This is a genomic window from Yoonia sp., assembly GCF_017854565.1.
Lineage (GTDB): Bacteria > Pseudomonadota > Alphaproteobacteria > Rhodobacterales > Rhodobacteraceae > Yoonia.
Genome location: NZ_JAFMHJ010000014.1, coordinates 1 through 23,701, shown reverse-complemented (window position 1 = coordinate 23,701; position 23,701 = coordinate 1). Strand labels below are relative to the sequence as shown.

General features: G+C 59.6%; 23 protein-coding genes. 11 read left to right on the top strand and 12 right to left on the bottom strand.

Annotated elements, in window-relative coordinates:
- Nucleotides 1-28: 28 nt before the first annotated feature.
- Nucleotides 29-1,618, bottom strand: coding sequence for a PAS-domain containing protein (locus QZ196_RS07895; protein WP_296425270.1), 1,590 nt, complete (start codon nucleotides 1,616-1,618; stop codon nucleotides 29-31).
- Nucleotides 1,619-1,683: 65 nt separating this feature from the next.
- Nucleotides 1,684-3,102: a sensor histidine kinase RegB gene (regB, locus tag QZ196_RS07890; RefSeq protein WP_296425269.1), complete on the bottom strand. Its 1,419-nt coding sequence runs from the start codon at nucleotides 3,100-3,102 to the stop codon at nucleotides 1,684-1,686.
- A 91-nt stretch (nucleotides 3,103-3,193) separates the two neighbouring features.
- On the opposite strand from regB, the gene QZ196_RS07885 reads away from it, so the two are divergent.
- Together QZ196_RS07885 and QZ196_RS07880 are read left to right on the top strand one after the other, a co-directional pair.
- Complete coding sequence (locus tag QZ196_RS07885; RefSeq protein WP_296425268.1) at nucleotides 3,194-3,811, top strand: SCO family protein; 618 nt, start codon at nucleotides 3,194-3,196, stop codon at nucleotides 3,809-3,811.
- Between the two features lie 45 nt (nucleotides 3,812-3,856).
- Nucleotides 3,857-4,408 (top strand): ActR/PrrA/RegA family redox response regulator transcription factor, encoded by a 552-nt coding sequence (locus QZ196_RS07880; protein WP_296425267.1) that lies wholly within the window; start codon nucleotides 3,857-3,859, stop codon nucleotides 4,406-4,408.
- A gap of 63 nt (nucleotides 4,409-4,471) precedes the next feature.
- On the opposite strand, the gene QZ196_RS07875 is transcribed toward QZ196_RS07880, so the two are convergent.
- On the bottom strand, nucleotides 4,472-5,062 hold the full coding sequence (locus QZ196_RS07875; protein ID WP_296425266.1) for an HD family hydrolase: 591 nt from the start codon (nucleotides 5,060-5,062) through the stop codon (nucleotides 4,472-4,474).
- 113 nt (nucleotides 5,063-5,175) lie between these two features.
- On the opposite strand from QZ196_RS07875, the gene ahcY reads away from it, so the two are divergent.
- Nucleotides 5,176-6,567, top strand: coding sequence for an adenosylhomocysteinase (gene ahcY / locus QZ196_RS07870; protein ID WP_296425265.1), 1,392 nt, complete (start codon nucleotides 5,176-5,178; stop codon nucleotides 6,565-6,567).
- A gap of 322 nt (nucleotides 6,568-6,889) precedes the next feature.
- A complete protein-coding gene (locus QZ196_RS07865; RefSeq protein WP_296425264.1) occupies nucleotides 6,890-7,231 on the top strand; it encodes a DUF2853 family protein in 342 nt (113 codons plus the stop codon).
- Nucleotides 7,232-7,492: 261 nt separating this feature from the next.
- On the opposite strand, the gene QZ196_RS07860 is transcribed toward QZ196_RS07865, so the two are convergent.
- Genes QZ196_RS07860 through tsaD form a run of 4 tightly spaced genes read right to left on the bottom strand, consistent with a single transcriptional unit; the run spans nucleotide 7,493 to nucleotide 10,226 of the window.
- The gene (locus tag QZ196_RS07860; protein WP_296425263.1) at nucleotides 7,493-7,912 is read right to left on the bottom strand and encodes an EVE domain-containing protein; all 420 of its coding nucleotides are present in this window, start codon (nucleotides 7,910-7,912) and stop codon (nucleotides 7,493-7,495) included.
- On the bottom strand, nucleotides 7,912-8,184 hold the full coding sequence (locus tag QZ196_RS07855; RefSeq protein WP_296425262.1) for a YciI family protein: 273 nt from the start codon (nucleotides 8,182-8,184) through the stop codon (nucleotides 7,912-7,914). The genes QZ196_RS07860 and QZ196_RS07855 overlap by 1 nt, the downstream gene beginning before the upstream one ends.
- Entirely contained in the window at nucleotides 8,185-9,147 is a 963-nt protein-coding gene (locus tag QZ196_RS07850) for an NAD(P)H-dependent glycerol-3-phosphate dehydrogenase (protein ID WP_296425261.1), read from the bottom strand.
- Nucleotides 9,144-10,226: a tRNA (adenosine(37)-N6)-threonylcarbamoyltransferase complex transferase subunit TsaD gene (gene tsaD, locus QZ196_RS07845; RefSeq protein WP_296425260.1), complete on the bottom strand. Its 1,083-nt coding sequence runs from the start codon at nucleotides 10,224-10,226 to the stop codon at nucleotides 9,144-9,146. The genes QZ196_RS07850 and tsaD overlap by 4 nt, the downstream gene beginning before the upstream one ends.
- A gap of 68 nt (nucleotides 10,227-10,294) precedes the next feature.
- Between tsaD and QZ196_RS07840 the strand changes: the two genes are divergently transcribed.
- The 4 genes from QZ196_RS07840 (at nucleotide 10,295) to pnp (ending at nucleotide 16,232) form a co-directional block, all read left to right on the top strand.
- Nucleotides 10,295-11,005 carry a uroporphyrinogen-III synthase gene (locus QZ196_RS07840; RefSeq protein WP_296425259.1) on the top strand — a complete coding sequence of 237 codons (711 nt, stop codon included), beginning with the start codon at nucleotides 10,295-10,297 and terminating at the stop codon, nucleotides 11,003-11,005.
- A gap of 90 nt (nucleotides 11,006-11,095) precedes the next feature.
- Entirely contained in the window at nucleotides 11,096-12,292 is a 1,197-nt protein-coding gene (locus tag QZ196_RS07835) for a hypothetical protein (RefSeq protein WP_296425258.1), read from the top strand.
- 11 nt (nucleotides 12,293-12,303) lie between these two features.
- Complete coding sequence (locus tag QZ196_RS07830) at nucleotides 12,304-13,752, top strand: heme biosynthesis HemY N-terminal domain-containing protein (protein ID WP_296425257.1); 1,449 nt, start codon at nucleotides 12,304-12,306, stop codon at nucleotides 13,750-13,752.
- Between the two features lie 344 nt (nucleotides 13,753-14,096).
- On the top strand, nucleotides 14,097-16,232 hold the full coding sequence (gene pnp, locus QZ196_RS07825) for a polyribonucleotide nucleotidyltransferase (protein WP_296425256.1): 2,136 nt from the start codon (nucleotides 14,097-14,099) through the stop codon (nucleotides 16,230-16,232).
- A 54-nt stretch (nucleotides 16,233-16,286) separates the two neighbouring features.
- On the opposite strand, the gene QZ196_RS07820 is transcribed toward pnp, so the two are convergent.
- The 3 genes from QZ196_RS07820 to QZ196_RS07810 all read right to left on the bottom strand — a co-directional run bounded on the left by QZ196_RS07820 (nucleotide 16,287) and on the right by QZ196_RS07810 (nucleotide 18,931).
- A complete protein-coding gene (locus tag QZ196_RS07820; RefSeq protein WP_296425255.1) occupies nucleotides 16,287-17,090 on the bottom strand; it encodes a hypothetical protein in 804 nt (267 codons plus the stop codon).
- Between the two features lie 66 nt (nucleotides 17,091-17,156).
- Nucleotides 17,157-17,978, bottom strand: coding sequence for a hypothetical protein (locus QZ196_RS07815; RefSeq protein ID WP_296425254.1), 822 nt, complete (start codon nucleotides 17,976-17,978; stop codon nucleotides 17,157-17,159).
- Between the two features lie 299 nt (nucleotides 17,979-18,277).
- The gene (locus QZ196_RS07810; protein WP_296425253.1) at nucleotides 18,278-18,931 is read right to left on the bottom strand and encodes a peroxiredoxin; all 654 of its coding nucleotides are present in this window, start codon (nucleotides 18,929-18,931) and stop codon (nucleotides 18,278-18,280) included.
- Nucleotides 18,932-19,056: 125 nt separating this feature from the next.
- On the opposite strand from QZ196_RS07810, the gene QZ196_RS07805 reads away from it, so the two are divergent.
- From QZ196_RS07805 to QZ196_RS07795, 3 genes are all read left to right on the top strand, one after another.
- A complete protein-coding gene (locus QZ196_RS07805; protein WP_296425252.1) occupies nucleotides 19,057-20,496 on the top strand; it encodes an aldehyde dehydrogenase family protein in 1,440 nt (479 codons plus the stop codon).
- Nucleotides 20,497-20,591: 95 nt separating this feature from the next.
- On the top strand, nucleotides 20,592-21,521 hold the full coding sequence (locus QZ196_RS07800) for a VOC family protein (RefSeq protein WP_296425251.1): 930 nt from the start codon (nucleotides 20,592-20,594) through the stop codon (nucleotides 21,519-21,521).
- Nucleotide 21,522: 1 nt separating this feature from the next.
- The gene (locus QZ196_RS07795) at nucleotides 21,523-22,122 is read left to right on the top strand and encodes an alpha/beta hydrolase (RefSeq protein ID WP_296425249.1); all 600 of its coding nucleotides are present in this window, start codon (nucleotides 21,523-21,525) and stop codon (nucleotides 22,120-22,122) included.
- Here the strand turns inward: QZ196_RS07795 and QZ196_RS07790 are convergent.
- Together QZ196_RS07790 and QZ196_RS07785 are read right to left on the bottom strand one after the other, a co-directional pair.
- Entirely contained in the window at nucleotides 22,119-22,763 is a 645-nt protein-coding gene (locus QZ196_RS07790; protein ID WP_296425248.1) for a pseudouridine synthase, read from the bottom strand. The two genes, QZ196_RS07795 and QZ196_RS07790, sit on opposite strands and share 4 nt — an antisense overlap.
- Nucleotides 22,760-23,413 carry a YggS family pyridoxal phosphate-dependent enzyme gene (locus tag QZ196_RS07785; RefSeq protein WP_296425247.1) on the bottom strand — a complete coding sequence of 218 codons (654 nt, stop codon included), beginning with the start codon at nucleotides 23,411-23,413 and terminating at the stop codon, nucleotides 22,760-22,762. Before QZ196_RS07785 ends, QZ196_RS07790 begins: the two co-directional genes overlap by 4 nt.
- Between the last annotated feature and the right edge of the window lie 288 nt (nucleotides 23,414-23,701).

The window sequence follows — 23,701 nt, the reverse complement described above, 5'->3', positions numbered from 1 at the left end:
TGGTCTTGGGCAACGCCTGCAAGTCAAATCAGCGCTTGGCGGCCAGTAACGCGGAATCAGGCATGGTCAGTTTGCGGATGATTGGTTTCATCGGCGGGGCAAAGCTGAATTTGACCATCGTCATGCCGCCGGAAATAGGGTTGGCATGACACCGCAGATGCCGACCATCATCAAGAATCGCGTCGTCCGACCAAGGTTTGCGCGCCCCCAAAAGGTGGATGAATTGCCGCAGGTCGGCCCACATTTGGGTCGGCGTGCAACGGGACTGCCAAATCCGCATCGCGGCTTGCAGTTCATGCTGTTTGACCCGTTCATCCGACACCGCACCCCAAATCCGGGCATAGGCCGCGTTCGACATCACCATCGTGCCTGCGCTGGAAAACACCGCGATGGCTTCGGGCAGGGTGTCCAGAACTGCCTGACCTGTTTCAATGTCGGACCGGAACCGCCGGGTTAGCGATATTTCGGCGCTGATATCTTCGAACAAGAATGCAAAGGCGCCGTCAGGATGCGGGCGGCCTGTCACCCGATAGGTTTGCCCCTCGGGCAGGTTCCATATTTCGGTATAACGACCTTTCTTGGCGGCGGCTTCAAGGGCGGTGAACCCGTCACGCCAAGACGTGTAATTCTTGGGCTCTGGTAGCATCCGCGATTCCCGTAACTTGTCCAGAACGGCATCAAGCGTCGGGCGCATGCTCAGGAAATCGACGGGCAGACGTGTCATATCAAGCAGGGCAGGATTGAACATGGACAGCTGCCGCCGTTTGTCAAAAATCGCCAGCCCGATCGACAGGTCTGCGAATGTCTTGCTCAGCGATTGCACAAAATGGCGGCGTTCCTGATCTGCGCGGACGATGGCATTCGCGTCCGCCGCAAAATGCATGAACCCATCATCGCGCTTGACGCTGGTGACGTCAAACCACTGCTCTGCCTTTTGGTGTGGCAGGGTAATCGACATGCGGCGCACGGATGTCCCCTTGGAGACAAGCGTTTCATGCAGGTCGGGGAAAAGTGACGCGCTGGGCCAGGATGACTGGCTGTTTGCGTCGGTGCCGTGCAGATTGTCGCACAGCGACAGGTACGCATGGTTTGCCCAAAGCAGTTTGCCTGTCGGCCCCTCTTGCCAGATCAATTGCGGACTATGCTGGGTCATGTCGCGCAGCATGGCCAGTTCGGACAGGCGCACGTCACGTTCAATGACGGCACTTGCCCCAGGGTTCGTGGCTGTCTTGTCGCCAAGCACGGCAAGACGAAGCCGATCTGCGATTTTATCAACCTCTATCCACAGGCCATCGGGTTTATTACCCTCAATCCGGGTTTTTCCCGACGTTCCGCCAGCCAGCGTGTCGCGCAAGGTCGGGAAATGCGGCGACAGGGCGTGAATGGCGGCATCAAGATCACCCATATGATCGAACCGGGGGGTAATCATGGCGGCCGCGTCTGGGGTCGCATCAAGCAAATGCTGATCCTGAAACAGAAATACCGGCCCCGCAACGCTGCCATGTGGCGCCGTCGCGGGTGGTTGACCGCGCCGATCAAGCAGCCGCAGTCCCGCGAACAAAATTCCCGCGCCCGTGACCGCACCGCACGCCACCGCAAACAGGTTTACCAAGCTCATCCACATCGCACAAACATCCCTGATCAGCCTCAATGGCACCATCCGGCACGAAGGTTAATGTCCGGTTAAGTGCGCTTGGGCTGTGGCCAGGGATCAATCGGTTTGTTCTTACCCAATGCGCGGCTGCGGGGCTGGTCGATCCGTGGCATCGCGGACCGGGTCCATGTCACGCTCACAATTGCGCCGCCCGTGGCCTGCCCAGCCCAGCCCGCGTGCCCATGTCGGCGACTATTGGCAAAGGTCAGCCGCGCGCCGGACCTTTCGAGCAGCGTTTTCGCAATAAATAGCCCCAGCCCCATGCCTTCGTAGCCCGGCCTGCGGTTGCCATCTTCGGCAAACCTGCGCCGCCGGACATACGGATCGCCAATGCGCCCGATCACCGATGGCGGAAAGCCATTCCCATCGTCGGAGATTCGCACGCTGATTTCATCTGCGGACCAGCTGACGTCGATGCGGACCTCGCTTTGTGAAAAGTCGACGGCATTCTGTATCAGATTGCGCAGCCCGTGAATGATTTCCGGGCGACGTGCGATCGTCGGCTGGGTCAGATCGGCCTCGTCTGTCGGGGCGACATGAAACCCGACCAGTTTGCCGCGCGCCATATGCGGCTCGGCGGCCTCGCGGACGACGGTTTCAAGCGGGGCGTGGCGCAGCTGCAAATCATCCTTTCCGGCACGTCCCATCGATTGCAGGATGTCGCGGCAGCGGTCGGCTTGCTGGCGGATCAGCGCGGCATCCTCCATCAACTCTGGATGGTTTTCCAATTCCTCCATCAGCTCGCTGCTGACAAGTTTGATGGTGGCCAGCGGCGTGCCCAATTCATGCGCGGCGGCGGCGACGACGCCACCCAGATCCGTCAGCTTTTGTTCCCGTGCCAGCGCCATTTGGGTCGCAACCAACGCCTCGCCCATGGTGTGCATTTCGGTTGTCACCTGCCGGGCATAGATCGCAAGAAAGACAACGCCGATCATCAGCGCCATCCAAAACCCGAACTGGAACAGCTCTGGCAGGACCAGCACGGTGCCCTGGGTGGTGGCCAGCGGCACGCTGTAGCGACTGATCAGGCTGATCAGGGCAATCGCGGTCACCCCCAGCGATACCGTGCTGCGCAGGTGCAAAACGGTTGCCGCAATGGTCACGGGTGCCAGCATCAACAGGGCGAATGGATTGTTCAGCCCCCCTGTCAGGAACAAAAGCGCGCTAAGCTGGACGATATCAAACACCAGCCACAGCGCGGCTTCGCGTTCCGACAGCCGCTTGTTTTCTGGGTAGACGAAACCGCAAAAAAGATTGGCCATGACAGAAACGCCAATAACCATCACCGCATAACCCACCTCGAGCTGCAGGCCGTAGACATTGACCGCGACAATGATCGCGGCGGCCTGACCGACCGATGCAAACCACCGCAGCGTGACAAGCGTGCGCAGACGCACCCAGTTGCTGCGTTGCTGATCCTGAAACATGTCGAATTCTGAAATTGGCATGCGGTCTCCGAAACCTGTGCAGCAAGGTGGACAATTGATAAGCGCGCGCGCATCAACGATCAATGCGACCATAAAGCGAAAGGATACGCTGATGTCCAAGGCAATCGCAATCGCGGCTGGCGCGATCACATTTGCGGTGGTGGGCGGCACCTTTGTGCTGACCTGGGCGGGCGGCCAACCAGACCCCTGCGCCGCAGTGGCGGTCGGCGGGCGTATCGGCGGTCCGTTCACGCTGATCAACGCAGGCGGCGCTAGGGTGACCGACGTTGATGTGATCACCGAACCGACGCTGGTTTACTTTGGCTATACCTTCTGCCCGGATGTTTGCCCGCTTGATGTGGCGCGCAATGCGGCGGCGGTGGACATTCTGGCCGAACAGGGGGTAAGCGCGACGCCGCTTTTCATCACGATCGACCCGGCGCGTGATACCGCGGCGATCCTGCGCGATTACACCGACAACTTTCACCCCAAGATGATCGGGCTGACGGGATCTGACGCGCAAATCGCTGCGGCGTCGCGGGCGTATGGGACGTTCTATCAAAAGCAGGGGGATGATCGTGACTACTATCTGATGCAGCATTCCACATTCACCTATCTGATGCTGCCCCAGACGGGATTTGCAGACCTCTTTCGCCGCGACGCGACGCCCGCGCAGGTCGCAGAGCGCACGGCGTGTCTGGTTGCAGCATCGCGGTTGGTTGACGGGTGATCCGGCAGACCTACCTTGTCTTTCGGGAAACCCGAGGGATAGACGATGAAAACCGACGCATTGGACCTAGGTGAAGACAAGAGCCTGCTTTTGGTGGACGATGACGAGGCGTTTCTGCGCCGCTTGGCCAAAGCCATGGAGAAACGCGGATTTGAGGTCGAGATGGCAGGGACCGTTCTGGCCGGGCGGGCCATCGCAACGGCGCGGCCCCCGGCATATGCGGTCGTCGATCTGCGGCTTGAGGACGGTAACGGGCTGGACGTGGTCGAAGCGCTGCGGGCAAAGCGACCCGAAAGCCGGGTCGTTGTCTTGACCGGATACGGTGCCATTGCGACGGCGGTTGCTGCGGTCAAGATCGGCGCGATTGACTATCTGGCGAAACCTGCGGACGCGACGGATGTCACCAACGCCCTGCTGGCGCGGACTCACACGTTGCCGCCGCCCCCTGAAAACCCGATGAGCGCGGATCGCGTCCGGTGGGAGCATATTCAGCGGATTTTCGAGCTGTGCGATCGCAATGTTTCGGAAACGGCCCGGCGTTTGTCGATGCATCGGCGTACGCTGCAGCGGATATTGGCCAAGCGCAGCCCAAGGTAGGGTGGGTTGAAACCCACCTTACGGTGCATCGACGGCGCGCCAGGCCACCGCACCCTGTGATGATCACATGGAATTCATCAGCCGGTGATGTATGGTCGTAAATTCATCGCGCACCTCTTTGGGGGGGCGCAAACGAATGGTCAGCCCAGCGACGTGCGCGGGGTCCTGCTTGCCGAAAAACCGGTCCGCCTCGGCGCGGGTGAAACCGGCGATCTGCACCGCCTCCAGCCACGCTGACAGCTTGTCCGCCTTTTTGATCTGTCGCTTTACGGCTGCCGGAATTTGCGCCGGCAAACCAAAGCGCAGATGGATCGCGGCCATCAACCGATCATCAAGCGCGCCATACCCCGGCCCGACCGCCGCCTTTACCGGGCTGATCATGTCGCCGATCACGTATTCCGGCGCGTCATGCAACAATGCCGCCAGTTGCCATTGCGCCGGGGCATTGGGTTGCTGACGGGTGAAAATATCTGTTACCAAAATCGAATGTTCCGCAACGGAATAGGCGAAATCGCCCTTTGTCTGCCCATTCCAGCGGGCGACAAAGGCCAATCCATGGGCGATATCGGCGATTTCAATGTCCACCGGCGTCGGGTCCAGCAGGTCAAGCCTGCGACCCGAAAGCATCCGTTGCCACGCGCGGGGCTGTTTCATGCCGATGTCACCTTCATCTGTTCTTGACAGGCTTCATTAATACGCAGCTTTGGATTGTGGCAAGCCAGCCGCAATGTTATTGGACCGCCAAACCGTTTTAGGAGAGATACGAAATGCCACGCGACTACATCATCAAAGATATTGCACTTGCCGCGTATGGCCGCAAGGAATTGGATATCGCAGAAACCGAAATGCCGGGGCTGATGGCCCTGCGTCAGGAATACGGCGACAAGCAACCGCTGAAGGGCGCGCGCATTGTCGGTTCGCTGCACATGACGATCCAGACTGCCGTTCTGATCGAAACGCTGAATGCGCTGGGTGCTGATGTGCGCTGGGCATCGTGCAACATCTTTTCCACCCAGGACCACGCCGCAGCGGCTATCGCCGAAGGCGGCACGCCGGTCTTTGCGGTCAAGGGCCAGACATTGACAGAGCATTGGGACTACCTCGACCGGTCATTCCAATTCCCTGACGGCGCGAACATGATCCTCGATGATGGCGGCGATGCAACGCTTTACGTGTTGCTGGGCGCGCGGGTCGAGGCGGGCGAGACGGCGCTGCTTGCCGTCCCGACCTCGGAAGAGGAAGATGCGATTTTTGCGCAGATCAAGAAACGCATGGCGCAAAGCCCCGGCTGGTTCACCAAAACACGCGATGCGATCAAAGGTGTGTCCGAAGAAACGACAACCGGCGTGCATCGGCTGTATGATCTGCACAAGAAGGGCCAGCTGCCCTTCCCTGCGATCAACGTCAACGACAGCGTCACAAAGTCCAAGTTCGACAACAAATACGGCTGCAAGGAATCGCTGGTCGATGGTATCCGCCGCGCCACTGATACGATGATGGCCGGCAAGGTTGCCGTCGTCTGCGGCTACGGCGACGTCGGCAAAGGGTCCGCCGCATCACTGTCGGGTGCCGGCGCGCGCGTCAAAGTCACCGAAGTTGACCCAATCTGCGCGCTGCAAGCCGCCATGGATGGGTTCGAGGTTGTTCTGCTCGAGGACGTACTGGACACCGCCGACATCTTTATCACCACGACCGGCAACAAGGACGTCATCCGGATCGAGCATATGCGCGAGATGAAGGATATGGCGATCGTCGGCAACATCGGCCACTTCGACAATGAAATTCAGGTCGCCGCGCTGAGAAACCACAAGTGGACGAACATCAAGGAACAGGTCGACATGATCGAAATGCCCAATGGGCACCGTTTGATCCTGTTGTCCGAAGGGCGCCTGCTTAATCTTGGCAACGCCACCGGCCACCCATCCTTTGTGATGTCCGCCTCTTTCACAAATCAGGTGCTGGCCCAGATCGAGCTTTGGACGAAAGGCGATGAATATCAGCCCGGCGTCTTTATCCTGCCCAAGACGCTGGATGAAAAAGTGGCCCGCCTGCATCTGGCCCGGATTGGCGTCAAGCTGACCGAGTTGCGCAAGGATCAGGCCGATTATATCGGCGTGACAGTCGAAGGGCCGTTCAAGCCCGAACATTACCGCTACTGATTACACTCCGAACGAAGGCGCGGAATCAGTATTCCGCGCCTTTTGCGTCGTGACGGACGCATCGGCTGGCGTCATGATCGCGGCGCCCCAACTGCACCCCCCCCCGGTATCCGAACCCCATCAGTCAGCCGCGACACATAGGCGTGTCCGTGCCATCGCGCGCGCCTGCCGTTTGCATGTCACGCGTCTTGTCGCGGCGAAACACCGCTGCTGGCGCGGTTTTTTTCTTTGCGAAACGCGCGGTTCGACCTTACGTTGCCGCTAACATCGCACACAGTGCGGTGTCTTTTGCATAATAACACCAAATTTAGGGACAGTTCTAATGGGTAAGAGAGACGATTTAATCGCACGGTATGCGGATGACCTACAAAACAAATGTGGCATGAATGTTGACATGGATTTGCTGACAAAAGTCACGATCGGCTGTGGGCCTGCGATCTATAATGCGGATGCGACGACCGTCGCGGCAACCCAGCCCGACGAGATTGCGACCGTAAAAGACAACTTTCTCATCAAGAAGCTTGGCCTGAAAGACGGACCAGAGCTGACGACAGCCATTGATTCAGTCCTTGAAATATACGGCAAATCAGAGCGGAACAAATACCGCGCCGTGGTTTACTATATGCTGACCAAGCATTTCGGCAAAGAAGCGATTTACGGCTGATCATCAAAACACAAACGCGCGCCGTTCGGGCGGGCGTTTTATGCCAGACCGGCGCACGTCGTGGTAAATTGATTAAATTTGTCCATGCTTGGTGTTTGCCTGCGCACGCCTATGTCGTGTATCACAAACAAACGGCCAGTATGGCCCGGACCTAAATTTCAATAGCGTGTGGTGGCTTGGGAGCACGCGGGGTGGAAAGAGGGTTCGGATTATGTCCGTGCCCTCTTTTTTTGTCAAAACACTGTCAAAACGGCCCATCGGCTAGGGTTTTGTTTCACCCAATGCGCAGATCACATGCCATTCGTCTTCGGTTACCGGCTGCACCGAAAGCCGCGAATTATGCACCAGCACCATGTCGTTCAGCCGTGGATCGGCCTTGATCTGTGCCAGCGTGACCGGCTTTGTAAATGGCCGCACCGCCTTGATGTCCACGCAGTCCCAGCGGGTGTCGTCCGTGGTGCTATCGGGGTGGGCCAGCGCGCAAACCTCGACGATGCCGACAATTTCAAGCCCGGTGCGCGAATGGTAAAAGAACCCGCGATCACCCAGTGCCATGGCCCGCATGTTGTTGCGGGCCTGATAATTGCGCACGCCGCCCCATTCTTCACCGACAGCGCCCTTGGCCACCTGATCATTCCAGCCCCAGACATCCGGCTCTGACTTGAACAACCAATAGGCCATCAGCCGATGACCTTTTTCCAGGCCTGCAGCGTGACTTCGCTGAATAAACCGGCCTTGTTGTACGGATCATTATCGGCCCATGCCTGTGCCGCCGCCATATCGGCCAACTCCAGTACGATCAGCGACCCGCACATCTGGTCGCTTGCGTCCAGAAACGGCCCGGCCATTTCGACAACGCCGGTTTCCGCGATATAGGCCAAATGCGCATCGCGGTTATCCAGCCGGGTTTGCAACGCACCGGGTTTGTCTTTTGTGATCAGGGCAAAGCGCATTTATTCTTCCTTTAATGGACGCGACAGCAGCGCGTTCAGCGCGGCGGCAACATCGGTTTTATGGGTCGTCAGGTCAGCCACTACCGTGCAGATCGGCAGGTCAATGTCCAGATCATGCGCCAACTGTTGGACCGCACGGGCGGTCGCAGCGCCCTCGACCGTGGCATATTCATCAAACGGTTTGCCTTGGCCCAGGGCCAGACCATAGCGGTAATTGCGGGATTGATCGGATGTGCAGGTCAACACAAGATCGCCCAACCCCGAAAGTCCAAACAGGGTATCGGGCGCGGCACCCAATGCCGCCGCCAGCCGCTGCATTTCCGGAAATCCGCGCGTGATCAGCGCGGCGCGCGCGCTTTCGCCCAGACCGGCGCCAATCGTGATGCCCGCCGCAATCGCCATGACATTTTTCAGCGCGCCACCCAGTTCGGCGCCGATCGTGTCGGTCGTCCGGTACAGCCGCAACGCCGTTGTCGACAGTGCCACCTGCATGATCTCGCCCGCCGCATCATCGGCGCAGGCAAGGGTCAGCGCAGTCGGCAACCCGCGTGCGATATCGGCGGCAAAGCTGGGCCCGGTCAGCACCGCCGCAATCGCATCGGGCACCAGATCGCGGATCGTACTGGCCGGGCCGGTCATGCGGGTCAGGTCAATGCCCTTGCAACATGCCACCAGATATTTACCGCCCAACCTGTCCGCATGGCACGTCAGAAATGCGCGCAATGTCTGCGCCGGAATCGCCAACAAAATAATGTCTCGGTCAAAAATAGTGTCTAACACGGCTGAAACCGTCATGTTCTGGGGCAGGCTGACACCCGGCAGCTTGGCATTGCTGCGCTGCGTTTGCATCTGGTCAACCGCTGCAGGATCACGCGCCCACAGGGCAATGTCATTGCCATCCAGCGCCAGCGCAACACCCAGTGCCGTGCCAAACGCACCGCCGCCCACGATCCCGATTTTCATGCCTTTGCCCCCTTTTTGCCCGACCCCAGCATCGGCGCGGCCCTGTCATCCAAGGGCCACCGTGGCCGCGCCGAAAGTGTCATATCGTCAACCTCAGCCTTCGCCATCCGCTCGACCCCGGCATAGGCGATCATCGCGGCGTTATCGGTGCAAAGATGCAGGGGCGGTGCGATGAAAACAGTGTCTAACCCGGCACAAAGCGCCATGAGCGCCGTGCGGATCGGCCCATTCGCAGCAACACCACCCGCAATCGCAAAGGACCGCGTCGCGGGGTTCATGGCTATATATATAAGCATCGCACGCCGGGCCTTCTCGGTCAGGATATCGGCAACTGCGGCCTGAAACCCGGCGCTCAGATCGGCCTGATCCTGCACGGTCAGCCCGCCAGACGTGGCCACGACGCCGTCGCGCGCGCGCAGCATCGCCGTCTTCAGCCCCGAAAATGACAGGTCACACCCCGGTTGGTTCAGCAGCGGTCGCGGCAATTTGAACCGCTTGGCGTCACCGCGTTCAGCCGCCTTTTCGACGGCGGGGCCGCCGGGTTGCGGCAGGCCCAGGATGCGGGCGGTCTTGTCGAACGCCTCGCCGGGGGCGTCGTCAATCGTCCCGCCGATGCGCCGATAACGGTCATGCGCCTCGACAATCAAAAACTGGCAATGGCCGCCCGACACCAGCAACATCAGATAGGGAAATGCGGTCTGGTCCGTCAGTCGCGGGGTCAGCGCGTGCCCGGCCAGATGGTTCACCCCGATCAATGGCAGACCGGTTGCGGCGGAAATCCCCTTGGCGCACATCACCCCGGACAGCACGCCGCCAATCAGGCCCGGCCCGGCGGTGACTGCAATGGCGTCCAAATCGCCGAACGATAGCTGTGCGGTGGCCAGCGCCTCTTCGATGCAGTGATCCAGCTTTTCGGCATGGGCACGGGCGGCAATCTCGGGGACGACACCGCCGAAATCAGCGTGCAGCGCAGTTTGGCCGTAGACCACCGACGACAGGATCGTCGTGCCGCGCACAACGGCGGCAGCCGTGTCATCGCAGCTGCTTTCGATGCCAAGAATGGTCAGGTGTTTTGTCATGTCTGTTCCGGTTGCGCCTTTATGCTTCGCAGGTAACACTGCAGATCAATGCAAACAATGGTGGGCCCATGACCCCGACCCTGATCGTGACCCGGCCCGACCCGCAGGGCGCTGCTTTTGCTGCGGCGGTCCAGCGCGCGTGGGGCGGTGATCTGCACGTTATTCTATCGCCCTTGCTGCAGATCCTGTCGGTCCCCGTTGCCCATGATCTGTCCGACCTGTCGGGCGTCATCTTTACGTCGTTTAATGGCGTGGCACAGGCCGAACGGTTACGCCTGCGCACCGATATTCCCGCGTTTTGCGTGGGTGACCGCACGGCAGAAGCGGCGCGTGATCTGGGTTTCGAAACCATCACCGGCCCCGGCGACGCGGCGCAGCTGACCGCTTTGATCATGTCAAAACGGCCCATCGGCCATTTGGCGCATATCCGGGGGCGTCACGCGCGGGGCAACATCGCGCCGACGCTGGCGCGCGCGGGCATCCCGTGCCGCGATATCATCGCCTATGATCAGCAGGTGCTGCCGTTGACGGCGCAGGCCCAGACCGCGCTTGCGGGCCAAAATCCGGTTGTCGTGCCGTTGTTTTCGCCGCGCACCGGCGCGATATTCGCCCAAAGCAGGCCATTCGAGGCCCCGCTGCATGTCGTGGCGATCAGTGGTGCTGTATTGCCGCCCGGTCTGCCAGCACAAACGACGCAAGTGGCCGCTACCCCCGATGGCTCGGCGATGATTGCGGCAACGCTTGCCTGTCTGCGGGCGCTGAAACAACCGCAAGGTTAAGGCGCCACCGCTTGAGGGTTGGTGCCATGCACGATAAGGTACGCTGACACTTGTCTTTTCGGCGGGTGGGGGCGCAGAAAGGGTGAACACGTGGCAAAACAACCTGCCAGGGGTCGCGAGACACCGTCAGAGACCGAAAACCCAGTGGAAAACGGGGCGAAACCTGACGAATCGACTCAGGTCGTGTTGGACGTAATTCCGCCCGAAGTCCACGACACCCCAGAACCTGCCATGCCCAAAGCTGCGGCATCTGCGCAAGAAGTAGCCACCTCTGCGGAAAAAATAGCCGAACCAGCCGCCCAGCAGCCAGCCCCAGCGCCACAACCCCAGCGTCGCAGTGGCTTCTTTCCGCTTGTCTTGGGGGGCATCATCGCTGGCGCAATCGGCTTTGCCGTTGCCTCGCTGACCAGTGTCGCGCCAGATAACGGCATGTCGGATCAAATCGCCCGGCAAGCGGCAAAAATCACATCGCTCGAACAGGAAATCGCGGCGATCCCCGCGCCCTCTCCCGTCGACCTGAGCGGGATCGAAGCCGCACAGTCTGCCCTGTCTGCAGATGTCGCAGACCTGCGCGGGCAACTGAACGATGCGGTCGCGGCGCTGAACACGCAAATTGCCAACCTGCCGCAGATACCTGTCGGCGACGGCGCCGCCCCCGCGATCACCGCCTATGAGGCCGAACTGGACAGCCTGCGTGCGCAGTTGGAAACGATGGCTGGCACCGCGATGGCCCAGATCGAAGATGCCCGCGCCGAAGCCGCCGCCATCGAAGAAAATGCCGCCACCGCCGCCCGCACAGCCGCAGGGCGTGCGGCACTTGCGCGCATCCAGACCGCCTTGGAAAGCGGCGCACCCTTTGGTGCTGCGCTGGCGGATCTGGAAGACGCCATTGCTGGCCCCGCACCCGACGCCCTTTTGGCGGTACAGGACGGCGTGCCGACGCTGGCCAGCCTGCAAGCCGCATTTCCCGACGTCGCCCGCGCCGCCCTGACCACTGCCCGCGCCGAAGGTGTTGCGGGTGAACCATCGTCAGGTATCGGTGCGTTTCTGCGCAACCAATTCGAAGTCCGCTCTGTCGCGCCCCGTGAAGGTGCCGACGCCGACGCAATCCTGTCGCGCGCCGAAGCTGCGGTAAGCGCTGGGCGCTTGGCCGATGCGCTGGCTGAAATCGCCGCCCTGCCCGAAGTCGCCCGCGCCGAAATGTCCGATTGGCTGGCGGCAGCCGAAGCCCGTGCAAGCGCGGTTGATGCCGTCGATATCCTCGCTACATCCCTGAATGATAACTAAAGGCGAAACCCATGCTCTGGTCCTTGATTAAAATCCTGGCGTTCGTCGCGGCAATCATCGCGCTGACGTATGGCGGCACCATGTTGATGGACATGGATGGCGGCCTGACCGTGAACACCGGGGCTGACGAATTCACCTTGCAACCGATCGAGGTCGTCTTTGGCCTTGTCGTGCTTGTCGTGTCGGTCTGGCTGGGGCTCAAGATTCTGACGTTTCTTGTCGCCGCCTTCAAATTCCTGAATGGCGATGAAACCGCGATTTCGCGCTACTTTGATCGCAACCGCGAACGCAAAGGTTACGAGGCGTTGTCCGAAGGCATGATGGCGCTTGCCTCTGGCGAAGGGCACCTTGCCATGACAAAGGCCGCGCGCGCCGAAAAGTTCCTGAAACAACCGCAGCTGACCAACCTGCTAACCGCGCAGGCCGCCGAAATGACGGGCGACCGGCGCAAGGCCGAAGACACCTATAAAAAGCTGCTGTCCGACAACAAGACCCGCTTTGTCGGGGTGCGTGGGATCATGAAGCAAAAGCTGGCAGAGGGGGATACCGACACCGCGCTGCTGCTGGCCCAAAAGGCGTTCGCGCTGAAGCCCCGGCATGAAGAGACACAGGATGTGCTGCTGCGTTTGCAGGCGGAAAAATCCGACTGGGCCGGCGCGCGTCAAACCCTGACCGCCAAACTCAAATCAGGCAGCCTGCCGCGCGATGTGCATAAACGGCGCGACGCCGTGCTGGCCCTGTCCGAAGCGCGCGACATTCTGGACAGCGGTAAGACCATCGAAGCCCGCGAAGCCGCGATCGAGGCGAACCGCCTGTCGCCTGACCTGATCCCGGCTGCGGTCATGGCCGCGCGCGGTTATCTGGCCGATGGCAATGCCCGCTACGCGACACGGGTGCTGGTCAAGGCTTGGAACGCGCAACCACATCCGGACCTTGCCGCCGCATTCGCTGAAATCGTGGCGGATGAAACGCCACAGGCCCGGTTGAAACGGTTCCACGCGCTGGTGAAATCAACGCCTGACGATCCGGAAACCAAAATGCTGTTGGCTGAACTGCACATCGCCGCCGAAGAATTCCCCGAAGCCAAGCGCGCCTTGGGCGATCTGGTCGAGACCAAGCCGACGGCACGCGCGCTGACCTTGATGGCCGCGATCGAACGTGGTGCCGGTGCCGACGATTCCGTCGTGCGCGGCTGGCTGACCCGCGCGTTGACAGCGCCCCGCGGTCCACAGTGGGTTTGCGAAAACTGCCAGCACATTCACCCCGTATGGGCGGCCACCTGCGGCAATTGCGGATCGTTCGACACGCTGGCCTGGAAATCCCCGCCCACAGGCGAGGTCGCGATGCCCGCCGGAACCGAAATGCTGCCCTTGATCGTGGGCCGCTCGACCGACGCCGATCTGCCCGCAACGACCGACGTCATGGAAGCCGAAGTCGTCGATGACGAGACCGGCAAGTGACGCCACGACCGGAATTAACCTGTCCTTAACGGATGCCACCCGCGCGGTGCATTAACCCGCAAAAACGTATAAAACGTGCGTACGCAGTCTGTACGGGTTCGGCACGCGTTCCATAGGCTGTCCCGCCCCTTTATTTCATGCGTTAACCACGCTTTGCGGGGCGATGGCGATATGTGGCCCGGGACGTGTTGCGTCACTCCCCTTCCCAATACCCTCAATTTGCGGTATGGCCCGCCAATCTGAGAGCCGGCGCCCGCATTCCAGCGCCCGACAAAAAAGATACCGGAATGAGGGGGAATACGCCCCCTACGCAAAAGGCCAAACAGGCCAAACAGGAAAACATGATGTTTAACGAAGTGAAAAAATCGATGCAGTGGGGGCAGGATACGCTCACACTTGAAACGGGCAAAGTTGCCCGTCAGGCGGATGGTTCCGTCATTGCGACGCTGGGCGAAACCAGCGTCATGGCTAACGTGACATTTGCACGTACGCAAAAACCCGGTCAGGACTTTTTTCCCCTAACCGTCCATTATCAAGAGAAATATTACGCTGCCGGTAAAGTACCAGGCGGCTTTTTCAAGCGCGAAGCGCGTCCCACTGAAAAAGAGACGCTGACGTCCCGCCTGATCGACCGCCCTATTCGCCCGCTGTTCGTCCCCGGCTTCAAGAACGAAGTTCTGGTGATGTGTACCGTTCTGTCGCACGACATGGTGAACGATCCTGACATGGTCGCAATGATCGCGGCTTCGGCAGCGCTGACCATTTCCGGTGCGCCGTTCCGTGGCCCGATTGCGGCGTGCCGCGTTGGTTTTGTGGATGGCGAATACATCCTGAACCCGGAAATCGACGACATGCACAACCTGCGCCTGAACCCAGAGCAGCGTTTGGACCTTGTTGTCGCAGGCACCAAAGACGCCGTTATGATGGTGGAATCAGAGGCTTACGAGCTGTCAGAAGCAGAAATGCTGGGCGCCGTGAAATTCGCACACGACAGCATTCAGCCAGTGATCGACCTGATCATCGACCTTGCCGAAGTTGCCGCGAAAGAGCCGTTTGATTTCCAGCCGGTCGACTATTCCGCGCTGTCGGCAGCCGTCAAAGCCGCTGGTGAAGACAAGATGCGTGCCGCCTATGCGATCACCGACAAGCAAGAACGGACCGGCGCGGTTTCCGCCGCCAAGGCCGCGATCATTGACGCGCTGACGGACGAACAAAAAGCCGACGGCAACCTTGGTCCTGCGTTGAAAAAGCTGGAATCAGCCGTTCTGCGCGGCGATGTTGTTAAAAACGGCAAACGGATCGACGGTCGCGCGCTCGACCAAATCCGCCCGATCGTGTCCGAAACTGGCATCCTGCCACGGACCCACGGTTCGGCGCTGTTCACCCGCGGTGAGACGCAAGGTCTTGTCGTGACGACGCTGGGCACCGGCGATGACGAGCAGATGATCGACGCGCTGACCGGCATGTACAAGTCGAACTTCATGCTGCACTACAACTTCCCACCTTATTCTGTTGGTGAAGTTGGTCGTGTGTCTGGCCCGGGCCGTCGCGAAATCGGTCACGGTAAACTGGCATGGCGTGCGCTTCAGGCGGTTCTGCCTGCGGCAACCGACTTTCCCTACACGATCCGCGTTGTGTCCGAGATCACGGAATCCAACGGCTCATCCTCGATGGCTTCTGTCTGCGGCGGTTCGCTGTCGATGATGGACGCCGGTGTGCCGCTCAAGGCGCCCGTCGCTGGTGTCGCGATGGGTCTGGTGATGGAGGACGACGGTTCCTATGCGATCCTGTCCGACATCCTTGGTGACGAAGATCATCTTGGCGATATGGACTTTAAGGTTGCGGGTACCGAAAACGGCATCACATCCTTGCAAATGGACATCAAGATCGCGGGTATCACACCCGACATTATGTCCAAGGCGCTTGATCAGGCCAAAGCCGGTCGTCTGCATATCCTGACCGAGATGGGCAAAGCCCTGACCGGCGCGCAGGAATTCAGCGTCCATGCGCCCAAGATCGAAACGATGCAGATCCCTGTCGACAAGATACGTGAAGTTATCGGGTCCGGCGGCAAGGTTATCCGCGAGATCGTGGAAGTGTCCGGTGCGAAGGTCGACATCAATGATGACGGCGTGATCAAGTTGGCGTCCAACGATGCCGAGGCGATCAAGCGCGCCTATGACATGATCTATTCGATTGTGGCAGAGCCCGAAGAAGGTAAGATTTACAAGGGTACTGTCGTCAAACTTGTCGATTTTGGTGCCTTCGTGAACTTCTTTGGCAAGCGCGACGGCCTGGTCCACGTGTCCCAGATCGAGAACAAGCGCCTGAACCATCCGTCCGACGTTCTGAAAGAAGGTCAGGAAGTTTGGGTCAAGCTCTTGGGCTTTGATGATCGTGGCAAAGTGCGTTTGGCCATGAAGATGGTTGATCAGGCGACAGGTCAGGAACTGGCCAAAGAAGACGCTTCCGAAGAGTAAAAATAACGCGACCTGCCCCATTCTATTGGGGCAGGTCAACCGTTTCTTGTGCCCTTAGCGGATCGGGATACGGACCCCGACTGACACAACGTCGGTTTTCACATCAAAACCAAACGGCTCGCGCGGCTCCGAGGTTTCAGAGCCGGGTAACGGCATGCTGCCACCTTGGGCGCGCCCAAGATCGACATGTTGGTACATCAGTTCCAGCATCACCGGCTTCTGCCCCCGCTCCCCGATTTGCCAGGCCGCACCCAACCCAATCGCCCACGCAACATCCGTGTTGGCGTCGCCTTCAAAGCTCCGCACTTCGTTTCCGATCTTGTCGGGATTTGTCCGTGTCCAATCACCCATATCATTTCGCGCGGCACCGATCCCTGCCATCACAAACGGCTGAAAACGCCCGGTATTTCCCTGTACCTCAAGCGGCGACACAAAGACATTTGCCATCAACGCGCCCGATGAAACGGTCCCTGACATCGACGCATGGGGCCCTTCGCTGGCGGGTTCCGTATAGGACCAAGGTCCGGCAACACCTTTTTCACCAAAGCCTAGCACAGCGATTTCAGCGCGCACACCTTTGCCCCAGTCCACACCCAACGCCGCATATCCCATCGCGCCGGTCTCGTCGGGCAGATCAAAGAACACCCGCGGATCATCCTGACCCGGAGATTCCCAATAGGCATCATCGAACTGTGCAGATTCAGCGCCCAACCCAAACCGAGCATAGGGCACGTAGAAAACGCTCTCGTTGCGGGGTTGTTCCGCCCCAAATATCGCCGGTTGCACTTCGGCCTGTGCTGCTGGCGCAATGAAGATTGCGGCAAATAATGCGCCCGCAGTAATTGTTATCGGTTTCATCACTCGTATCCTTGTTTTTGGTCTTGTTGGCGTGGGCCAGCCTGCGTGGCAGACGCTGCTCCAGATTTATCCATGCCCTTCAAGCACGGCCTCGCGGACATCGTCGGCCTCTTGGGCAAGCAGTGTCGCCTGCGCGGCCGTCAGTTCAAAACCCAAGATGTACGCGACCGCATAGGCCGTATCCGGGGTGATCTCGACGGTCTTGTCGGCCGCCACGCCGAGAAAAATAGGGATCAGGGTGTTGACCGAAGATGTAACGCCAAGCGCGGCAAGGTCGGATGTCCCGTCCAGCGCATCCCGCAGCAATCCCAGATTCTGCAGGGGCGAATCGATGATGGTCAGGTCGCCGAATTCGGTGCGCAGCGTCTCAATCGCATCATCAAGGCTGAGATTATAGAACGCCGCCATTTCCGGCGTAAACGTCAAAAGCGCTTCGGCCAGCGCCTGATCCAATACCCTTGCAGGTGCGCGGACGACGTTCAGCCTGCCCATCTCGACCTCTGGTATGCCTTCCTGCGCCCAGACGGGCCTGCCGCCCCGCGTGTCAGCATCACCGGGCTGCCCGTAGTTTGGTCCGCGCCCGTCGGAGTCAGAATCAGGTTCGCCGCCCCCGGTGTCGCCGTCGTGACCGCCATCTTCGCCGTCGTGACCGCCGCCCCCTTGCCCGCCGCCGCCGGGATTGGGATTACCGCCGGGTTGGCCAGGACCGTTGCCGCCTGAACCTTCTTCGCCATCATGGCCATCTTCGCCGTCGTGCTGCGCAAGTGCTGCGCCACCCAAAACATCAAACGGCATGACGGTCGTCAGGGTAAGAGCCCCAAGGGCGAGCCCCGAAACGGCAACGCCATTCAAAAGCTGACGCAAGGATTTTGATGGTTTATTAGTCATTTTCTACCCTCCTACTAACATATTCGTGGCTTTGAATACCGCAGCGCATGGCCTGACGGCTGATCAAGATCAATTTTCAAACGGACCGTGATCAAGAAAATACGGGAGTGGTCCCGTTGGGCGCTTTGCTGGCCGTTCGTGGATTCGAAGGAAGGTTGCACAACAGTTGCGTGCATGATCGGCTTTTTTGGGGGGGGGAATCGAAGATGCAGAAACGTCTTTGGCCTCGCGATGTCATCTCGGGCCTGAAACGAAAAAGGCCCCGCATGTTGGCGGGGCCCGTCTGGTCGCGTGGCAGATCAGTCGTTTAGTTTTGTTGTCCGCAGGTATGGCAGTACAGTCGTGAAGGCGCCATATTTGGCCGTTGCGTCCGCGTCACTGACCGACGTCGGGATGATCACATCATCACCGACATTCCAGTTCGCGGGCGTTGCGACGCCCTTGCCGTTTGCAGTTTGCAGGCCATCCAGCGCGCGGAGCACTTCGGCAAAGTTGCGGCCTACGTTCATCGGGTATGTCATCGACAGTTTCAGCTTCTTGTCCGGTCCGATGATAAAGACCGCCCGCACTGTCGCGCTGTCAGCCGGGGTGCGTCCATCGGGCAGGTAAGCGTCGGCAGGCAACATGTCGAAGGCTTTCGCGACTTCCAGCCCTTCGTCCGCGATGATCGGGAAACCGGCCTTGGCTTGGGCAAAAGATTCAATATCGCCTTTCCACTTCTTATGGTCCTCGACCCCGTCAACGCTGATACCCATAACCTTGGTGCCGCGCTTTTCCCATTCATCGGCAAGCTGTGCCACGGCGCCGAACTCGGTCGTGCAAACGGGCGTGAAATCCTTGGGGTGTGAAAACAGGATCGCCCAGCTGTCGCCGATCCATTCGTGCAGGGAAAATGTGCCCTGATCGGTTTCAACCGTGAGGTTGGGGATTGTATCGTTAATGCGCAAGCTCATTGCGATGCTCCTTGTAGGTAGTAAATATTGATCAATATAGTGATTAAGCACCGTCAGCGCCACCGCCGCTTGTGCTTAATCAGCGGCGGTGCGACACCTTAGATGAATACTTCAGGAGTTTGGACATGATCGACAAACGCAACTTCTACATCAACGGCAACTGGGTTGCCCCTGTCAAGGCCCGCGACTGTCTTGTCATTGATCCATCAACCGAGGAAGCGTGCGCCATTATTTCGCTGGGTGATCAGGCCGATACAGATAGCGCGGTTGAAGCGGCGACCGAGGCATTCCCCGCATGGTCAGCGACGGCACCGGCGGAGCGCGCGAAATATGTCAAGGCGATCTTGGCGCAGTACGAAGATCGCAAAGAAGAAATGGCCGCGGCCATCAGTCTTGAAATGGGTGCCCCCATCGACATGGCCCGTGACAGTCAGGCGCCATGCCTTCCGTGGCACCTTGAAAATTTCCTGACCGCATTCGAGGAGGTGGAGTGGATCCGCCCGCTGGGGCCGCATACCCCAAATGATCGCATTGCGCTGGACCCGATTGGCGTTGTCGGCCTGATCACCCCATGGAACTGGCCGATGAATCAGGTCACGCTCAAGGTGATCCCCGCCCTGCTGGCGGGCTGCACGATCGTGCTGAAACCGTCCGAAGAGGCACCGCTATCGTCGATCCTGTTTGCCGAATTTGTTCATGATGCCGGCGTTCCTAATGGTGTGTTCAATCTGGTGAATGGCGATGGCATGGGTGTGGGTAGTCAGCTGTCGCGCCATGATGACGTGGCCATGATCAGCTTTACCGGATCGACGCGTGCGGGCAAGGCGATCTCGCTTGCGGCGGCTGAAACGCTCAAGCGCGTGACGCTGGAGCTGGGTGGCAAGGGCGCGAACGTGATCTTTGCGGATGCCGATCCAAAGGCGGTAAAGCGTGGCGTTATCCAGTGCATGCAAAACTCTGGCCAATCGTGCAATGCGCCGACCCGGATGCTGGTGGAGCGGTCGATTTATGACCAGGCCGTTGAAACCGCAGCCGAGGTCGCGGGCAAGATCAGTGTCGGCCCTGCAAGCGAGCCGGGCCGGCATATCGGGCCGGTTGTGAACAAGACCCAGTGGGAAAAGATACAAAGCATGATCGCTGTGGGCATCGAGGAAGGCGCCCGTCTGGTCGCTGGCGGTCTTGGTCTGCCCGAGGGTGTGAACCGGGGGTATTTTGTGCGCCCTACGATTTTTGCGGACGTGAATAATGACATGCGGATCGCGCGCGAAGAAATCTTTGGCCCGGTCCTGTCCATCATTCCGTTCGAAACCGAGGAAGAGGCGGTCGCTATTGCCAATGACACGCCTTATGGTCTGACAAACTATGTCCAGTCCCAAGATGGCGCCAAGCGCAATCGCATGGCCCTCGCCCTGCGCTCTGGCATGGTCGAGATGAACGGCAAGTCGCGCGCTGCGGGCGCGCCTTTTGGCGGCGTCAAGATGTCCGGCCGCGCCCGCGAAGGCGGTGTCTGGGGGATTGAGGAGTTTTTAGAGGTAAAAGTGATTTCAGGCTGGGCTGCCGAATAGCGTCATGTGCGTCGGCGCACCAAATAGGTGCGCCATTTGGCCTTTAGCGCGATCATGAATTCTTTATCTATGCCGCAACGGATAGGAGAGATACCATGATCAAACAAATCAAAGGTCTGCATCACGTCACGTCGATTGCGCGGGATGCACGCGAAAACAACGCGTTTTTTACCAATGTCCTTGGCCTGCGCCGAGTCAAGAAGACAGTGAACTTTGATGCCCCCGACGTCTATCACCTCTACTACGGGGATGAGGCCGGGACCCCCGGCACAGTCATGACCTATTTCCCATTCCCCAATGCCGGGCGCGGGACACATGGTGCGGGCGAAGTGGGCCGCGCGTCGTTTAGTATTCCGACGGGTTCATCGCAGGCCTGGCTTGACCGACTGGCCACGTTTGCCGTGACGGGCCTGTCCCAAGATACCCGTTTTGGTCAGAAGCGCGTGCTTTTTGACGGCCCCGATGGCGACGGCTTTGCATTGGTGGAAAGCGATGATGAACGCAGCCCATGGACCGGCAATGGCGTGAGCGCGGAAATGGGTATCCGGGGGTTCCATTCGGCTGACATGCGGTTGCGCGACGGAGACGTGACCGGCGAATTGTTGCAGTTCATGGGCTATGAAAAGGGTGACACGCAGGACAATGTCACGCGCTTCATCGTGCCGGGCGGCAATGATGCGAACGTGATCGACCTCGAGGTGACGCCAGATGCCCCCCGCGCCCAACAGGGTGCCGGGTCCGTTCACCACATCGCCTTTGCCGTCGAAAACCGTGCCCGCCAGCTGGAGGTGCGCGAGGCGCTGATCGACACGGGTTATCAGGTCACGCCGGTTATCGACCGCGACTACTTTTATGCGATCTACTTCCGCACGCCAGGTGGTGTTCTGTTCGAGGTGGCCACCAACGAGCCGGGCTTTGATCGGGATGAAGATACGGCCCATCTGGGCGAGGCTCTGAAACTGCCCAGCCAGCACGAACATTTGCGTGCGCGTCTGGAAGGTCTGCTGCAGCCGTTGGACGACTGACATGACCTATGTTGCAAAGCGCACGAAAGGAGCAGCGGACCAACCGCTGTTTCTGACGTTTCACGGCACCGGCGGCACCGAAGACCAGTTTCACGGGTTTGCCGAACAGGTCATGCCGGATGCCCATATCACGTCGCCACGCGGTGACGTGGCAGAGGGTGGCGCGCTGCGGTATTTCCGTCGCAGGGGCGAAGGCGTCTATGATATGGATGATTTGGCGCACCGGACGGCGACCATGGCAGCGTTCATCGCCGATGAAATTGCGTCTGCCTTGCCATCGCGCACTGTCGGGCTTGGCTATTCAAACGGGGCCAATATTCTGGCGGCTGTCGCCTTGCAGCACCCCGATCTTGTCGATGATCTGATCTTGCTGCATCCGCTGATTCCATGGACCCCGGCCCCGCAACCGGGTCTGAAAGGGCGGCGCGTACTGATTACGGCCGGGCAACACGACCCGATTTGCCTCGCGCCCCAGACCCAGGCGCTTGCCACTTATCTTGCGCAGCAGGGCGCGGATGTTCAATTAATTTGGCATTCCGGCAGACACGAGATTGCCCAAAGCGAGGTTGCAGCGGTGCAGGCGTTTCTGGGAAATACCTAGAACGGGCATTTTGCGGTGACGCGTATGCCCTTTCCCCCATCGGGGTGGCGGAACTGCAGCGTTTCGGAATGTAGCATTAGCCGTGGAAAGTCCTGCGCGGGGCCGGTTGCATAGAACGGATCGCCCAATATGGGATGCCCAAGGGCCAGCATATGCACCCGCAGTTGATGCGACCGCCCGGTGCGTGGCGTCAGCTTGACGCGGGTTTCGCCCTTTCCGCTGCGCATGACGCGCCAGTCGGTTTGCGCCTGCCTGCCGTTTTCATGATCCACCATCTGCCTTGGCCGGTTCGGCCAATCCACGATCAGGGGCAGATCAACTGTGCCCGTCTTTTCGGTCATTTCGCCCCAGACCCGCGCGATATACGTCTTTTTCGTCTGCCGCTTTTCAAACTGTAGCCCCAGATGGCGCTGGGCATGGGGCGTCAGCGCAAATATCATCACGCCCGATGTGTCACGATCCAGCCGATGCACCAGCAGCGCGGTCGGAAAGACGGCCAGCACCCGCGCCATCAGGCAATCCGTCAGACCGGGCCCCTTGCCGGGCACCGACAACAGGCCGCTGGGTTTATCGACAAGGATCACCTCGTGATCATCATGCAGAATGACAAGCGGATCGTTGGGTGGGTTATAGTCGCTCACCCCGGCACACGCGCGCCAAAGATGGCCGAGCCGACGCGGATGTGGGTCGCGCCAAGCGCGATAGCGGTTTCAAAGTCACCGCTCATCCCCATCGACAGACCCTTTAGGCCGTTCCGCGCTGCGATCTTGGCAAGCAGTGCGAAATGCAACGATGGTTCCTCATCCACGGGGGGGATGCACATCAGGCCCGTCAAGGGCAGGTCAAGCGCACGCACCTCGGCCACGAATGCGTCGGCATCGGCGGGCAGCACGCCCGCCTTTTGCGGCTCTTCGCCGGTGTTCACCTGAATGAACAAATCGGGACAGGACCCCATGTCCTGCGCCAGCCGGGCAAGGGCTGTCGCCAGCTTTGGCCGGTCAACCGTGTGGATGGCATCAAACAGTTCCATCGCTTGGCGGGTCTTGTTGGTTTGCAGCGGGCCAATCAGGTGGACCGCGACACCTTGATACTGTGCGCGGAACGCGGGCCACTTGCCTGCCGCCTCCTGCACTTTGTTTTCGCCAAAGATTCGATGCCCTTGGTCAAGGACGGCAGCGACACGTGCATCGGGCTGCACTTTGGATACGGCAATCAGGTTGACGTCCGAAACCTGCCGACCGGCGGCGGTGCAGGCGGTCAACATACGTGCCTGAATATCGGCGAGGGACATGAAACGCTCCTGAAAACATGGATTAGATGGGGTTTGCACCGGAAATAGGGATATTTACCGCAGATGTCATGGCTGAAATGGCGGTGTGTCCTTGATGCACCATTTTTTTTAGACTGACATTCGGCGGGTCCATTTAGCTTGAGTGTGCAGCCGGTAAGGCGCAGTTAGACCTCAATGCTAGTAACACTGGCATTCTTGGGAATGCACAACACGAGGGAATAAATCCATGAAAAGCATCCTTCTTACAACAACAGCTATCGTCGCATTTGCTGGCGCAGCTTTTGCTGA